The following is a 14,795-nucleotide window of genomic DNA, read 5'->3' on the forward strand; positions in this document are numbered from 1 at the left end:
TGCTCGACGGCGGCCGGCCTGCAAGCCGCGCCGGCCGCCGTCGCCGATCCGGTGCTCAGTCGCCCCGGCCGGTGAAGGCCAAGGTGGTGCCCAGGCCGATCATCACCAGGCCACCGGTGCCGCCCACCATTTCCAGCCGCTTCGGCGAGCGGGCGAACCACGCGCGGGCGGTGCCGGCGACCAGGGCCCACGCGCTGTCGGTGGCCAGCGCGATGGCGGGCAGGCACAGGCCGAGGACCAGCATCTGGGCGGGCACGGACCCGGCCGCGGGGTCGACGAACTGCGGCAGCAGTGCCGCCAGGAACACGATCGACTTCGGGTTCGCGAAGCCGACGACGAAGCCGTCGCGCAGCACCGTCAGCACCCGCCCCGGCGTCGCGCGCACCCGCGCGGTCATCGCCTCGGTCAGCTTCCGGCGGTGGCGCACGGCCTGGATCCCCAGGTACACCAGGTAGATCGCGCCGGCGACCTTGATCGTCGTGAACACCGCCGCGGACGTCGTCACGAGCGCGCCGAGCCCGAACGCCACCGCGACGACCTGCGTGTACACGCCCGTGGAATTGCCGACGACCGTCAGCAGGGCGTCGCGCCGCCCGACGGTGAGCGCGCGGCTGATCGTGAACAGCACGCTCGGCCCGGGGACGACGACCATGAGGAACGTCAGCGCGGCGAAGGCCGCGAGGTGCGCACCGGAGACCATCTCGCGAGGCTATCGCCTGCTCGCCCGCGATGACGAGCGGTTTTGTCGGTGCCGGGTGGTAGGAAAAGCGGGTGCCTCCGAGGATCAGCACCGACCAGCGCCGGGCCCGCCTCGCCGTCCGGCACCACCTGGCCGCGCCCGCGGCCTCGGTGACCGACGCCGTCGCCGGGGTCGTCGCGCTGCACGCCACCGACCCGGCGACGGTCCACCTGTCGGCGTCGGCGCGGCTCGCCGGTCCGGCGGTCGCCGACGTCGAGCGCGCGCTTTACGACGAGCGGTCGCTGCTGCGCCTGCTGGGCATGCGCCGCACGGTGTTCGTGACGGACCTGGAGACGGCGGCCCTGGTGCAGGCCGGCTGCGCGGCGGACATCCTGGTCAAGCAGCGGAAACTGCTGGAGCAGCACCTCGGGCGGCAGGGCTACCCGGAGAACGTGCCGGAGCCGGGGAAGTGGCTGGCCGACGTCGAAGCGTCGGTCGAGGCGGCGCTGCGGGCCCGCGGTTCGGCGACGGCGCAGCAGCTGAGCGAGGACGAGCCGCGCCTGCGCCAGCAGCTGCTGATGGCGGCGGGCAAGCCGTACGAGGCGATCGGCAACGTCACGAGCCGCGTGCTGTTCCTGCTGGCCGCGGGCGGCCGCATCGCGCGAGGCCGCCCCCGCGGCGGCTGGACCAGCACGCAGTACGTCTGGCAGCCCCTGGACGAGTGGGTCCCGGGCGGGCTGCAGGAGTGGGAGCCGGAGGCGGCCCGGGTGGAGCTGGCCCGGCGCTGGCTGCGGGCGTACGGCCCGGCCCCGGTCACGGACCTGCGGTGGTGGACGGGCTGGACGGCGGGGCAGACGAAGAAAGCTCTGGCGGCGCTCGGCGCGGTCCCGGTCGAGCTGGCGGAGGCGGCCGGGGTGGCGCTGGCGGACGACCTCGATCCGGTGCCCGAACCGCCGCCGTGGGTGGCGTTCCTCCCGGCACTGGACCCGACCCCGATGGGCTGGCAGGACCGCGACTGGTTCCTCGGCCCGCACCGGGCGGCCCTGTTCGACCGGAGCGGCAACGTCGGCCCGACGATCTGGGCGTCGGGGAAGGTCGTCGGCGGCTGGGCACAACGGCCGTCGGGGGAGATCGCCTACCGCCTGCTGGAGCCGGTGGGAGCGGAGACGAAGGCGGCGATCGAAGCGGAGTCGGCGCGGTGCGCGGCCTGGTTCGGCGAGGTCCGCGCGACGCCGCGGTTCCGCACCCCGCTGGAACGCGAGCTGGCCGGATGAGCGGGACGACGGCCGGGCGGCCGCCCGGCGCAGCGACGGCTGCCCGCCCGGAGGTGTCGCTGGATCGGTCGAGTCATCGACCTCACGTCCGCGGCCGAACCCGCCTCCGAGGCGCCTTCGAAGCCTCCCGGGGCGCGCGGTCTCCTGAATCGTTCGAGTCGCCCGGACGGCCCTTCGTCGTCGCCGCGACCACACCCCGCGTGATCAGCCGGAACCGGTCCCGCCGCCCGGACCGCCCACCCGCTGCGGTCCGCCGTGGTCCACCCGGCGGAAACGCTCCGGAGCGGCGTCGCTTCTTAATCGATTCTTGACCCGTTCGCCAAGTGGTGGAAGTCTCGTCAGGGCAGTCAGGGACGCGTATGCCCGCACGCTAGGGTGACCGCGAGCCCGCAAGTCACGGCCGGGGGTCCCGGCCGATCCTCAGAGGAGTGGCAGCAGTGACCGTTCGCGTAGGTGTCAACGGCTTCGGCCGCATCGGCCGCAACTTCTTCCGCGCCGTGCAGGCCAGCGGCCAGGACATCGAGGTCGTCGCCTTCAACGACCTCGGCGACGTCGCCACCATGGCCCACCTGCTGAAGTACGACTCCATCCTGGGCCGGTTCCCGGGTGAGGTCAGCGTCAGCGACGAGGGCATCGTCGTCGACGGCAAGACCATCAAGGCCCTCGCCGAGCGCGACCCGGCCAACCTGCCCTGGGGCGACCTGGGCGTGGACGTCGTCCTCGAGTCGACCGGCTTCTTCACCAACGCCGACGCGGCCAAGGCGCACATCGCCGGCGGTGCCAAGAAGGTCATCATCTCCGCGCCCGCCAAGGGCGAGGACCTGACCGTGGTGCTCGGCGTCAACGACGACAAGTACGACGGCTCGCAGGTCATCATCTCGAACGCCTCGTGCACCACCAACTGCCTCGGCCCGCTGGCCAAGGTCCTCCACGACGCCTTCGGCATCGAGCAGGGCCTGATGACCACGGTCCACGCCTACACGCAGGACCAGAACCTGCAGGACGCCCCGCACAAGGACCTGCGCCGCGCCCGCGCCGCCGCTCTGAACGTCGTCCCGACCTCGACCGGTGCCGCCAAGGCCATCGGCCTCGTCCTGCCGGAGCTGCAGGGCAAGCTGGACGGCTACGCGCTGCGCGTCCCGATCCCGACCGGCTCGGCCACCGACCTCACCGTGACGCTCTCCAAGGCCGCCACGGTCGAGGAGATCAACGCCGCCTACAAGGCCGCCGCCGAGGGCCCGCTCGCGGGCATCCTGCGCTACTCGGACGACCCGATCGTCTCGGCCGACATCGTCACCGACCCGGCGTCCTGCATCTACGACGCGCCGCTGACCAAGGTCATCGGCAACCAGGTCAAGGTCGTCGGCTGGTACGACAACGAGTGGGGCTACTCCAACCGCCTCGCCGACCTGGTCACCCTCGTCGGTTCGAAGCTGTCCTGACCCCGATGAGCGTCAAGAACCTCGACGACCTGCTGGGCGAGGGCGTTCAGGGCCGCTACGTGCTCGTTCGGAGCGACCTGAACGTCCCGCTCGACGGGGACCGCATCACCGACGACGGCCGGGTCCGCGCCGCGCTGCCGACGATCAAGAAGCTCGCCGACGCGGGCGCGAAGGTCGTCGTCACCGCGCACCTCGGCCGTCCGAAGGGCGAGCCGGACGCGAAGTACACCCTCGCGCCCGCCGCGAAGCGGCTTTCGGAGCTGCTCGGCGCCGAGGTCGCGCTGGCCGGTGACCTGGTCGGCGAGTCCGCCAAGGCGCTTACCGGCGACCTGGCCGACGGCGGTGTCGTCCTGCTGGAGAACGTGCGCTTCGACGCGCGCGAGACCAGCAAGGACGCCGTGGACCGCTCCGAGCTGGCCGCCGAGCTGGGCGCGCTCGTCCCGGGTGGCGCGTTCGTCTCCGACGGTTTCGGCGTGGTGCACCGCAAGCAGGCCTCGGTCTACGAGGTCGCGTCGGTGCTCCCGGCGTACGCGGGCGGCCTGGTGCTGGCCGAGCTGGACGTGCTGAAGAAGCTCACCGACGACGTGCAGCGGCCCTACGTGGTCGTGCTCGGCGGCGCGAAGGTGTCCGACAAGCTCGGCGTCATCGCGAACCTGCTGACCAAGGTCGACCGGCTGCTCATCGGCGGCGGCATGGCGTACACCTTCCTCAAGGCCCAGGGCCACGAGGTCGGCAACTCGCTGCTGCAGGCCGACCAGCTCGACCAGGTGAAGGGCTTCCTCGCCGAGGCCGAGAAGCGCGGCGTCGAGCTGGTCCTGCCGGTGGACGTCCTGGCCGCCACGGGCTTCGCGGCCGACGCCGAGCACGAGGTCGTCGAGGCCACGGCCATCCCGGCCGACCGCGAAGGCCTGGACATCGGCCCGAAGACGCGCGAGCTGTTCGCGGGCAAGCTGGCCGACGCCAAGACCGTGTTCTGGAACGGCCCGATGGGCGTGTTCGAGTTCGAGGCGTTCTCGGGCGGCACGCGTGCCGTGGCCGAGGCGCTCGTGAAGAGCGACGCGTTCACCGTGGTCGGCGGCGGCGACTCGGCGGCCGCGGTGCGGCAGCTGGGCCTGCCCGAGGACGGCTTCTCGCACATCTCCACCGGTGGCGGGGCTTCGCTGGAGTACCTCGAGGGCAAGGAACTGCCGGGCGTGACGGCGCTTTCCCTTCGGGGCGGGGAGGAGAAGAACTAGTGGCACGCAAGCCGTTCATCGCCGGCAACTGGAAGATGAACCAGAACCACCTCGAGGCGATCGCGCTCGTCCAGAAGATCGCCTTCGCGCTGCCGGAGAAGTACTACGCGAAGGTCGACGTGGCGGTGCTGCCGCCGTTCACCGACATCCGCAGCGTGCAGACCCTGGTCGACGGCGACAAGCTGTCGCTCACCTACGGTGCCCAGGACATCGCGCCGCAGGACTCCGGGGCCTACACGGGGGACATCTCCGGCCTGATGCTGGCCAAGCTGGGCTGCAAGTTCGTCGCGGTCGGGCACTCGGAGCGGCGTGAGTACCACGCCGAGACCGACGAGCTGGTCAACAAGAAGGTCAAGGCCGCGCTCAAGCACGGCATCACGCCGATCCTCTGCATCGGGGAGAAGCTCGAGGTCCGCGAGGCCGGCGAGCACATCCACCACACCACGACGCAGCTGATCGAGGGCCTGAAGGGCCTCAAGGCCGAGCAGGTCTCGGGCGTGGTCGTCGCGTACGAGCCGGTCTGGGCGATCGGCACCGGCAAGGTCGCGTCGTCGGCGGACGCCGAAGAGGTCTGCAAGGCCATCCGCGCGACCCTCCAGGAGAAGTACGGCGACGAGGTCGCTTCGTCCGTCCGGGTGCTCTACGGGGGATCGGTGAAGTCGGGCAACATCAGCGAGCTGGTGGCCTGCGACAACATCGACGGTGCCCTGGTCGGCGGAGCGAGCCTCGACGGCGAGGAGTTCACGAAACTCTGCGCACTCGCTGCGGGCGGGCCGCTGCCCTGATCGAGGCCACGACCGGGTAGCCTGTGTATTCGGTCCGTCACACAGCAGTGGACGAGTCCAGGGGTACGGTGGTGGTCGGAAACGACCATGCCGTGCCCCTGCATTCTCCTAGAGCCCAGAGGATGACATGAAGCTGTTCCTGCAAATCCTGTTGATCGTCACCAGCGTCTTCCTGGTGGTCGCGGTGCTGCTGCACCGGGGCCGGGGCGGTGGCCTGTCGTCGCTGTTCGGCGGCGGGATGCAGTCGAGCCTGGCCGGGTCGAGCGTGGCCGAGAAGAACCTCGACCGGATCACCCTGCTGCTGGGCGCGGTCTGGCTGATCAGCATCGTGGGCCTGGGTCTGCTGCTCAAGGTGTGAGGCGTCCGGCGTTCCGTCGGCGGGCCGCGACCGGGTCGAGACGGCGGAGTGCAGCGATTCGGCGTGCCTATTGGGGGGCGCGCCGCCGATTCCTAGGTGTGAGGATTCATGGTTGGCGGTAACGCGATTCGGGGCACCCGGGTGGGTGCCGGTCCTACGGGCGAATCGGAACGGGGTGAGTCGGCGCCGCGGCGCCGTATTTCCTACTGGTGTGCCAACGGGCACGAGGCTCGCCCGTCGTTCGCGCTCGACGCGGAGATCCCCGACGAGTGGGACTGCCCCCGCTGCGGGCTCCCGGGCGGTCAGGACGAGAAGAACCCGCCGGCCGCGCCGCGGACCGAGCCGTACAAGACGCACCTGGCCTACGTGAAGGAGCGGCGCAGCGACGCCGACGGCGAGGCCATCCTGGCGGAGGCGCTCGACCGCCTGCGCAAGCGCCGGGAAATCATCTAACCGGTTTCGGCAGAAAGCCACCCCGAGGGATGCGGACCCCCTCGAGGTGGCTTTTCGCGCGCTCGGCCGGCGCCACGGCGTTCCGGTGCTGAGCAGCCCCCGATTTCCACTTTACCGGCGGCCACCGACAATTCGGGATCGAAGACAGCCGCGAACGGCGGTTTCCGGACCGAAATGGCCCTCGAACCACCGTTCGCGAATTCCGCACCGCCGGAACTGTCGGCCCCTGGCACTAGGCTGGAATCCGGGGGCCGGCGGCCCGGGTCAGCGATCCAGCGGGTACCGGGCCCGGACGCGGAAACCGCCGTCCTCCATGCCCGACGTCTCGAAACTTCCACCCAGCAGGCGGGCTCGCTCGGCCAGACCCGTCAAGCCGTGGCCGCCCGAGGGCAGGCCCTCGGTCGGGCGGTTCGCCCGCTCGTTGCGGACCTCGATCTTGAGTGCGCCGTGCTCGCCCTGGATGCGGATCGTCGCCGTGGCGCCCGGGGCGTGTTTGTGGACGTTCGTCAGGCACTCCTGGACCGTCCGGTAGGCCGCCGCCGACACCTGGTTGGGCAGCGCTTCCGGGAGGTGCTCCACCGTCAGGTGCACCGGGACGTCCGAGGTGCGGATCAACCGGTCGAGCTCGTTGATGCCCGGCCGCGGGCCGTCGTCGTCCGAGCCCGCTCTCAGCACGCTGACCAGGGACCGCAGCTCCTCCAGCGTCCGCTTCGACAGCGTGCGGATGACCTGGGCGGTCTCCTGCGCGCGGTCGTCGGTCGTCTGGGCCTGCAGCGCGCCCGCCTGCATCGCGATCAGCGTGATCTGGTGGGAGACGACGTCGTGCATCTCGCGGGCCAGCCGGGCGCGTTCCTCCGCACGGACGGCGTCGGCGTGGAAGCGGCGCTCGCGGTCGCGGCTCGTGGCCAGCTCCGCCAGCTTGTTCGCGAGCTCGGTCCGCGCCCCGATGAGCAGGCCGATCGCGATCGGCATGCCGGCGACCAGCACGCCGTAGATGCCGTCGAGAATGTGCTCGCGCCAGCTGAGCTGGGCGAAGTCCTCCAGCGGCCACTGCACGAACCGGCACATCCACACCAGCGCGGCGCCCACCCAGACCTGCCAGTGCAGCTGACGGCGGGTGGCGAGCATGCCGAGGGTGATCATCGACGCGAGCTGCGCCCACCCGGCCAGGAAGCCGGGGACCGCGACGAGCACCGCGAGGAACGGGAACTTGCGCCGGAACACCACCGCGAGACAGGCGGCGCCGGACAGCCAGATCGAGTAGGGCTGGGCCTTCTCGGGGATCACCAGCCAGACGTCGAGCACGGCCAGGATGACCGCGGCCGCCTCGATGGCGAACGTGACGACAGCAGGGCGCGGCACCGAGCCGAACACGCTCAGCCCTCGCCTCCGCACCCGCTCGGCGGCCGACGGCCCCGAGCTCGCGATCGAGATGCCTGGAATCGAGAGTCCCTCTGTACTCATCGCTGGCGACCCCATTCGTCTTGTGGACTTGTTGGTGAGAGGCGCTCAGGGCCCGATCGGGACGCGCAGCGGCAGACAAATGTGCGGATGCTAACGAAGTCACGTACGAGGACGGTAAGTTTCACCCGCAGTCGACGTCTCGGCGTCCGAATTCCGCAATTGACTAGGCCGTCCGGGGGATAGCCGACGAGTGGTGCTACCCAGAGTGGGAGTTCGATTTCCGAGTGTGCGCCAAGACGACCACATCGTGGGAATCATGTTACCCACGAGTGGTCGCCCGGCGATAGCTCTCAAGCCGCCATCGACCCCAGGTCGTCGCTCAGCAGGTCGTGCAGCCCCGACGCGCAGGCTTTCGCGGTCTCGATCGACCGGGGCAGCATGTCCGTCTCGTAGACCCGGACCGCCTCCTCGACGCTCGACGCCGTGGCCAGCGCGGTCGCCAGCTCGGTGCCGTCCAGCATGGCGAGGTTCGCGCCGACCCCGAGCGGCGGCATCAGGTGTGCGGCGTCGCCGAGCAGCGTGAGCCCCGGCGTGGTCGTCCAGGCGTGCGGGACCGGCAGGACGTGCAGCGGCCGGTGGGCGAACCCGCCGTCGTGCTCGCGCACGTACGCGAGGACGTCGGGGTGCCAGCCGGCGTAGCGCTCCAGCAGGTGTGCGCGCACCGCGGCCGCGTCGGCGAAGTCGAGGCCGGCGGCCCAGTCCTCCGGGGCGTAGAACGTCGCGTAGCAGCGGATGTGGCCGCTGCTGGTGCGCTGCGCGACGATGGCCTGCCCGCCGGCCTTCGTCATCATCGTGCCCCGGCCGGTCCGTGCGGCCAGCGCCGGGTGACGGCGGTCCGCGTCGTCGAGGCCGAACTCGACGAACGTGACGCCGCTGTACACGGGCCGGACGCCGGTGAGCGTGCGCCGGACGCGGGACCACGCGCCGTCCGCGCCGACGACCAGGTCGAAGTCGTGGGCGGCGCCGTCGGCGAACGTCAGGCGTGCGCCGTCGCCGGTCCTGCTGACGTCGGCGACCGGGCTGCCCCAGCGGACTGTGCCGGGGGAGAGGGAGCCGAGCAGGATCTCGCGGAGCTGGCCGCGGTCGATCTCGGGCCGGAAGTCGCCCTCGGGGGTTTCGTCGATGACGACCTCGCCGGTGCGGGGATCGAGGGCGCGCATCTGCTGGCCCTCCGGCCGGGCGAGTTCGCGGAATTCGTCGTACAGCTTCGCGGTGCGGAGGGCGACCTGGCCGGTGTCGCCGTGCATGTCGAGGGTGCCGCCCTGGGGCCGGGCGCCGGCCGACGCCTCCTGCTCGAAGACGGTGACGTCGACGCCGTGCAGCTGCAGGACGCGCGCACAGGCGAGCCCGCCGAGGCCGGCGCCGACGATCGCGATGGAGTTCATGGTTCCCCCTGGAGGTTCGGGGCCGCCGGCTCGTCCGGTGGCCTGACACGAGAAAACCATAGTGACTACAAAAGTGCAACGACTAAACTTTCGAAGTGAGTCAACCATCACGTAGGCTGAGGGCATGACCGAAGTGATCGGGCGCCGCGAGCGCAAGAAGGCCCAGACCCGCCAGGCGCTGGCCGACGCGGCGCTGGCCCTGTTCCTGGAGCGCGGCTACGACCAGGTCGGGGTGAAGGAGATCGCGGACGCCGCCGACGTCTCGGTGACGACGTTGTTCAAGCACTTCCCCAGCAAGGAAGCGTTGGTGTTCGACCAGGACGACGACATCGAGGCGGCCCTGGTCCAGGCGGTCCGCGGCCGCCCGCCGGCCCACACGATCCCGGACGCCCTGCGCGAGCACATGCTGCGCGACAGCGCGGACGGCGGCCCGAGCGACGAGTTCATCCGCCTGATCGAGAGCACCCCGACCCTGCGCGACTACGCCCGCAGCATGTGGATGCGCCACGAGACGGCGCTGGCCAGGGCGATCGCCGAGGAGACGGGCGCTCCGGAAGGGGACATCGCCTGCGCGTCCCTGGCGCGGTTCGCGCTGGCGTCCCGGGAGCTGATCCTGGCTCATCCGGACCGGAGACGAGCGGCGGAGGAGATCTTCGCCCGCTTGGAGCGCGGCTGGCGGACGGAGTGAGAGCACAGCGCGGCGTGAGCCTGCGAGCAGGCGCAAACGAATGAAGGCCCCCTGCCGAAGCAGAGGGCCTTCACCCAGAACCGCACTCAAGCCGTGGGCGGCTGGTACACCTTCGTCAGCTTCCCAGCCGCGGCCCGGTCCAGCAGCCACAACGTCCGACGATGTCCCCGCGCCCCGGCCACCGGCAGCTGGACTTCGCCGGCCCCCGCCAGCGCCAACGCCACCGCGTCCGCCTTGGCCTCGCCGGCCGTCATCAGCCACACGTCCCGCGCCCGGCGAATCGCCGGCAGGGTCAGCGAAATCCGCGTCGGCGGCGGCTTCGGGCAGTTGCGCACCGCCACCACCGAACGCTCGGTCTCGTACACCGCAGGAGACTCCGGGAACACCGACGCGGTGTGCCCCTCCCCGCCGAGGCCCAGCAGCATGATGTCGAACGACGGCACGTCGCCGTGGTCCTCCGGGCCCGCGTTCGACGCCAGCACCTCGGCGTAAGCCGCGGCCGCCGCGTCCACGTCGGAGCCGAACTCGCCGTCCGAGGGCGCCATCGCGTGGACCCGCTTCGGGTCCAGCGGGACGTGGTCCAGGAGCGCCTCGCGCGCCTGCTTCTCGTTCCGCTCGTCCGAATCCGCCGGGACGAACCGCTCGTCGCCCCAATAGATGTCCAGCCGGGACCAGTCGATCGCGTCACGGGCCGAGGAGGCCCGCAGCTCCGACAGGACCGCGATCCCCGTCCCGCCGCCGGTCAGGACCAGCGACGCCGATCCCTTGGCCGCCTGGACGTCCACCAGGCGCGTCACCAGGCGGGCGGCCGCCGCGGCGGCCAGGAGGTCCTGGTTCGCGTAGACCACGACCTCGGTCTTGCTCATTTCGCGGCACCCGACGCAGCCGAACCGGCGGCCGCCGCCGGTGACGTCACGTCCGCCTTGGCGGGCGCGCCCGTCTTGCCGTTCGTGCCCGAGGTGATCTTGCCCAGGCCCTGCAGGGCCGCTTCGTAGACCTCGTCCGGGTCGAGCCGGCGGAGCTCCTCGATCAGGCAGTCCTGCGTGCTGCGCCGCTGCAGGGCGATCCGGCGGGTCGGCTGGCCCGGCTGGGTCAGCGTGCCCACGCGGCCGTCCGGGCGGTGCAGCTCCACCGGGCCCGACTTGCGCTCGAGCGTCACCGAGATGATGCCGGCCGCGCCCGAGCTCTTGACCCGCTTGACCGGCACCTTCAGGTACTCGGCCAGCCAGGCCGCCAGCAGCTCGGTCGAGGGCGAGTCGGCCTCGCCGGTCACCGTCGCCGCCGTGATCTTCTCGTACGGCGGCAGGTCCAGCGCCGACACGAGCTGGGCGCGCCAGTGCGTCAGGCGCGTCCAGGCCAGGTCGGTGTCGCCTTCGGTGTACGCCTTCGCCCGCGTGGTCAGGGCCTTGACCGGGTTCTTCTCCGCCGCCGAGTCGGTGATCCGGCGCTGGGCCAGCTCGCCGAGCGGGTCCTTGTCCGGGTCCTTCGGGCCGGCACCCGGCCACCAGCACACGATCGGTGCGTCCGGCAGCAGCAGCGGCACCACCGCGCTCTGGCCCTGCGAGGCCAGCTGGCCGTACAGGCGCAGCACGATGACCTCGCTCGCGCCGGCGTCGCCGCCGACCCGGATCTGGCCGTCGATGCGCGGCGACGCGGTGCGCGCTCCCTTGGCGACCACGATCACCCGCGAGGGGTGCTCGCGGCTCGCGCCGTTGGCCGCTTCGATCGCCGCTTCGAGGTGGCTGTCGTCGTCGGCCACGATCACGAGCGTCAGGACGCGCCCCAGCGCGACCTGCCCGCCCTGTTCGCGGATCTCCACCAGCTTCTTGTTGAGTGCCGAAGTCGTGGTGGACGGCAGGTCGATGATCACGGGCGCCTCCATTTCCGGCCGGTGCGCTCCAGCATTTCGTCGGCGGACGGCGGACCCCACGTGCCCGGCGCGTACTGCTCGGGCGCGCCTTCCTTCGCCCAGTGCTCGAGGATCGGGTCGAGGATCTTCCAGGAGAGCTCGACCTCTTCGTTCACCGGGAACAGCGACGGCTCGCCGAGCAGGACGTCCAGGATCAGCCGCTCGTAGGCCTCCGGGGAGGACTCGGTGAACGCGTGGCCGTACCCGAAGTCCATCGTGACGTCGCGGACCTCCATCGTGGTCCCCGGCACCTTCGAGCCGAACCGCAGCGTGATGCCCTCGTCCGGCTGGACCCGGATGACCAGGGCGTTCTGCCCCAGCTCCTCGGTCGACGTCGAATCGAACGGCAGATGCGGCGCCCGCTTGAACACGACGGCGATCTCGGTGACGCGGCGGCCGAGCCGCTTGCCGGTGCGCAGGTAGAACGGCACCCCGGCCCAGCGGCGGCTCTGCACCTCGAGGGTCACCGCGGCGTAGGTCTCGGTCTTCGAGTCCTTCGCGAAACCCTCTTCCTGCAGCAGGCCGGGCACCTTCGTGCCGCCCTGCCAGCCGCCCGCGTACTGGCCGCGCGCGGTGGTCTTGCCCAGCGGCCCGAGCGGCTTGGTGCCCGAGAGCACCTTGATCTTCTCCGCGCGCAGGGCCCGCGGCTCGAACGACAGCGGCTCCTCCATCGCGGTGAAGGCGAGCAGCTGCAGCAGGTGGTTCTGGATGACGTCCCGGGCAGCGCCGATGCCGTCGTAGTACCCCGCGCGGCCGCCGAGGCCGATGTCCTCGGCCATGGTGATCTGCACGTGGTCGACGTAGTTGGCGTTCCAGATCGGCTCGAACAGCTGGTTCGCGAAGCGCAGCGCCAGGATGTTCTGCACCGTCTCCTTGCCGAGGTAGTGGTCGATGCGGAACACCGACTCCTCGGGGAAGACGTCGTTGACGATCGCGTTGAGCTCTTCGGCGCTCTTCAGGTCGTGCCCGAAGGGCTTCTCGATGACGACCCGCCGCCAGGTGTTCTCGTCGGCGTTCGCCAGCCCGGAGCGGGCCAGCTGCTTGGTCACCACCGGGAACGCGCCGGGCGGGATCGACAGGTAGAACGCGGTGTTGCCGCCGGTGCCGCGTTCGGCGTCGAGGTCGCGGACCGTTTGCGCGAGCCGGTCGAAGGCATCGTCGTCGTCGAAGGTGCCCTGGACGAACCGGATGCCTTCGGCGAGCCGGTTCCACACCGACTCCTTGAACGGCGTCCGCGCGTGCTCCTTGACCGAGTCGTGCACGAGCTCGCCGAAGTCCTGGTGCTCCCAGTCGCGGCGGGCGAACCCGACGAGCGAGAAGCCCGCGGGCAGCAGCCCGCGGTTGGCCAGGTCGTAGATGGCGGGCATCAGCTTCTTGCGGGCCAGGTCACCGGTGACGCCGAAGATCACCAGGCTGGACGGCCCGGCGATCCGCGGGAGCCGCTTGTCCCGCGGGTCGCGCAGCGGGTTGCTCCACGTCATGCTTGCCCCTCCTGTACAGCGACCTCCTGTACCGCGCGGACGACGGCCGCGAGGCCCGCGGCCCGGTCGGTCAGGTGCAGGCGCAGCACCGGGCGGCCGTGCTCGGCGAGCACCTGCCCGTCGCCGAGGGCCTGCGCGTGCTGCAGCTGGCCGAGGGTGTACGGCCGGTCCGGCACGTCGAGGTCCTGCTCGACCGCGCCGGTGAGCTGCAGGAAGACGCCGTTCTGGTGCCCGCCCTTGTGGTACTGGCCGGTGGAGTGCAGGAACCGCGGGCCCCAGCCGAACGTCGTCTGCTTCCCGGTGCGCTTGGCGATCTCGCCGCGCAGCACCGCCGTCGAGGCGTCGTCGAGCCGGTCGAGGTAGGCCTGCACCGCGATGTAGCCCGCGTCCGGCGCCGAGGCGAAGAACGCGCTGAGCACGTCGGTGAGGCTGCCGTCCGTGGAAACCCCGTCACTGCCGAAGATCTCGACCGGACCATCCACATTGGACGGCTCCTCGCCGCCCTTCAGCTTCTCCGGGTCGTCCAGCAGCGCGCGGGCCGCCTTCTTCGCGGCTTCGACGTCGGGCTGGTCGAACGGGTTGATCCCGAGCAGCCGCCCGACCAGCGCCGTGGCGAACTCCCAGAGCAGGAACTGCGCGCCCAGCGAGCCGGTGACGGCGACCTTCGCCGCACCCTGCGGGCTGCCGACCGCGGTGGGCGTGGCGTCGGACTTGGCGTCGGCGAAACCGGCCGCCTCCGGGCCCTCGACCGCGACCGGCAGCAGGCCGGTGCCCTGCTTGCCGGTGGACTCGGCGATCAGCTGCTCGGCCCAGTCCGGGAACCCCTTGATGCCGGAGCCGGTGTCGGCCAGCACGACCTTCTCCGCGCCCGTCTCGTGCGCGGCGGCCCACGCGGCGGCCAGCTTGACCGCCGGGTTGGCCGCGTCGTCCGCGGCGAGCTCCTCGGCCACCGAAGCGGCCTGGTCGAGCAGCCGGGCGACGTCCGCGCCGGCCAGCCCGGCCGGGACGAGCCCGAACGCGGTCAGCGCCGAGTAGCGGCCGCCGACGTGCGGGTCGGCGAGGAAGACCTTGCGGTATCCCTCCTTTTCGGACAGTTCCTGGAACGGCGAGCCCGGGTCGGTGACGACCACGATCCGCCGGCCTGCGTCGATCCCCGCGTCGGCGAACGCCTTCGCGAAGATCCGCCGGTGGCTGTCGGTCTCGACGGTGCCGCCGGACTTCGAGGACACCACGATCACCGTGCGCTCGAGGTCGCCGGCCAGCGCGTCGGCCACCTGGCCGGGGTCGGTGGTGTCGAGGACGGTCAGCGCGACGCCGTCGGTCGCGGTGATCACCTCCGGCGCCAGCGACGAGCCGCCCATGCCGGCCAGCACCACCCGGTCGACGCCTTCGGACCGCAGCTCGGTCCGCAGCGCTTCGATCTCGCCGATCAGCGGCCGCGACGACTTGTGCAGCGTCGTCCACGACAGCCGGATCGACGCCTCGGATTCGGCGTCCGGCCCCCAGAGCGTCGCGTCCCCGGCCGCCAGCTTCGACGCGGCCTGGTCCGCGACCAGCTGCCCGGCCAGCGGCGTGGCACGCTCCGCCAGTGCGGCGTCCACGATCTCGACGCCGGTCTTTTCGCCTGTCGTCATGTCGTGCG

At 71.5% G+C, this 14,795-nt stretch carries 14 protein-coding genes; 7 read left to right on the plus strand and 7 right to left on the minus strand.

All coding sequences use genetic code 11. From position 1 onward, the window contains the following. Positions 1 to 55: 55 nt before the first annotated feature. A complete protein-coding gene (locus tag AB0M93_RS18155; protein WP_364274813.1) occupies positions 56 to 700 on the minus strand; it encodes a LysE family translocator in 645 nt (214 codons plus the stop codon). Between the two features lie 71 nt (positions 701 to 771). Here AB0M93_RS18155 and AB0M93_RS18160 point away from each other — a divergent pair, with 71 nt between their 5' ends. The 6 genes from AB0M93_RS18160 to AB0M93_RS18185 all read left to right on the plus strand — a co-directional run bounded on the left by AB0M93_RS18160 (position 772) and on the right by AB0M93_RS18185 (position 6,226). After that, positions 772 to 1,953 carry a winged helix DNA-binding domain-containing protein gene (locus tag AB0M93_RS18160; protein ID WP_364274814.1) on the plus strand — a complete coding sequence of 394 codons (1,182 nt, stop codon included), beginning with the start codon at positions 772 to 774 and terminating at the stop codon, positions 1,951 to 1,953. A gap of 437 nt (positions 1,954 to 2,390) precedes the next feature. Then, positions 2,391 to 3,395 carry a type I glyceraldehyde-3-phosphate dehydrogenase gene (gap, locus tag AB0M93_RS18165; RefSeq protein WP_364274815.1) on the plus strand — a complete coding sequence of 335 codons (1,005 nt, stop codon included), beginning with the start codon at positions 2,391 to 2,393 and terminating at the stop codon, positions 3,393 to 3,395. 5 nt (positions 3,396 to 3,400) lie between these two features. Then, positions 3,401 to 4,630: a phosphoglycerate kinase gene (locus AB0M93_RS18170; protein WP_364274817.1), complete on the plus strand. Its 1,230-nt coding sequence runs from the start codon at positions 3,401 to 3,403 to the stop codon at positions 4,628 to 4,630. Next, positions 4,630 to 5,415: a triose-phosphate isomerase gene (gene tpiA, locus AB0M93_RS18175; protein WP_364274818.1), complete on the plus strand. Its 786-nt coding sequence runs from the start codon at positions 4,630 to 4,632 to the stop codon at positions 5,413 to 5,415. Before AB0M93_RS18170 ends, tpiA begins: the two co-directional genes overlap by 1 nt. 127 nt (positions 5,416 to 5,542) lie before the next feature. Continuing rightward, entirely contained in the window at positions 5,543 to 5,773 is a 231-nt protein-coding gene (gene secG, locus AB0M93_RS18180; protein ID WP_086845181.1) for a preprotein translocase subunit SecG, read from the plus strand. 108 nt (positions 5,774 to 5,881) lie between these two features. Further along, on the plus strand, positions 5,882 to 6,226 hold the full coding sequence (locus AB0M93_RS18185; protein ID WP_033262808.1) for an RNA polymerase-binding protein RbpA: 345 nt from the start codon (positions 5,882 to 5,884) through the stop codon (positions 6,224 to 6,226). Between the two features lie 264 nt (positions 6,227 to 6,490). Here the strand turns inward: AB0M93_RS18185 and AB0M93_RS18190 are convergent, their stop codons facing one another. Then, positions 6,491 to 7,690, minus strand: a complete 1,200-nt coding sequence (locus AB0M93_RS18190) for a histidine kinase (RefSeq protein WP_364274820.1) — start codon at positions 7,688 to 7,690, stop codon at positions 6,491 to 6,493. 290 nt (positions 7,691 to 7,980) lie between these two features. Beyond that, positions 7,981 to 9,075 carry an NAD(P)/FAD-dependent oxidoreductase gene (locus AB0M93_RS18195; RefSeq protein ID WP_364274822.1) on the minus strand — a complete coding sequence of 365 codons (1,095 nt, stop codon included), beginning with the start codon at positions 9,073 to 9,075 and terminating at the stop codon, positions 7,981 to 7,983. Between the two features lie 124 nt (positions 9,076 to 9,199). On the opposite strand from AB0M93_RS18195, the gene AB0M93_RS18200 reads away from it, so the two are divergent. Beyond that, entirely contained in the window at positions 9,200 to 9,763 is a 564-nt protein-coding gene (locus tag AB0M93_RS18200; RefSeq protein WP_364274824.1) for a TetR family transcriptional regulator, read from the plus strand. Positions 9,764 to 9,849: 86 nt separating this feature from the next. Here the strand turns inward: AB0M93_RS18200 and pgl are convergent, their stop codons facing one another. The 4 genes from pgl to AB0M93_RS18220 are packed head-to-tail and all read right to left on the minus strand — an operon-like array spanning position 9,850 to position 14,787. After that, positions 9,850 to 10,629 (minus strand): 6-phosphogluconolactonase, encoded by a 780-nt coding sequence (pgl, locus tag AB0M93_RS18205; protein ID WP_364274826.1) that lies wholly within the window; start codon positions 10,627 to 10,629, stop codon positions 9,850 to 9,852. Further along, a complete protein-coding gene (gene opcA, locus AB0M93_RS18210) occupies positions 10,626 to 11,633 on the minus strand; it encodes a glucose-6-phosphate dehydrogenase assembly protein OpcA (protein WP_364274828.1) in 1,008 nt (335 codons plus the stop codon). Before opcA ends, pgl begins: the two co-directional genes overlap by 4 nt. After that, positions 11,630 to 13,153 carry a glucose-6-phosphate dehydrogenase gene (zwf, locus tag AB0M93_RS18215; protein WP_364274830.1) on the minus strand — a complete coding sequence of 508 codons (1,524 nt, stop codon included), beginning with the start codon at positions 13,151 to 13,153 and terminating at the stop codon, positions 11,630 to 11,632. The genes opcA and zwf overlap by 4 nt, the downstream gene beginning before the upstream one ends. Continuing rightward, positions 13,150 to 14,787 (minus strand): glucose-6-phosphate isomerase, encoded by a 1,638-nt coding sequence (locus tag AB0M93_RS18220; RefSeq protein WP_364274832.1) that lies wholly within the window; start codon positions 14,785 to 14,787, stop codon positions 13,150 to 13,152. The genes zwf and AB0M93_RS18220 overlap by 4 nt, the downstream gene beginning before the upstream one ends. Positions 14,788 to 14,795: the final 8 nt, after the last annotated feature.

Source organism: Amycolatopsis sp. NPDC051102 (assembly GCF_040682815.1).
Classification (GTDB): Bacteria; Actinomycetota; Actinomycetes; order Mycobacteriales; family Pseudonocardiaceae; genus Amycolatopsis.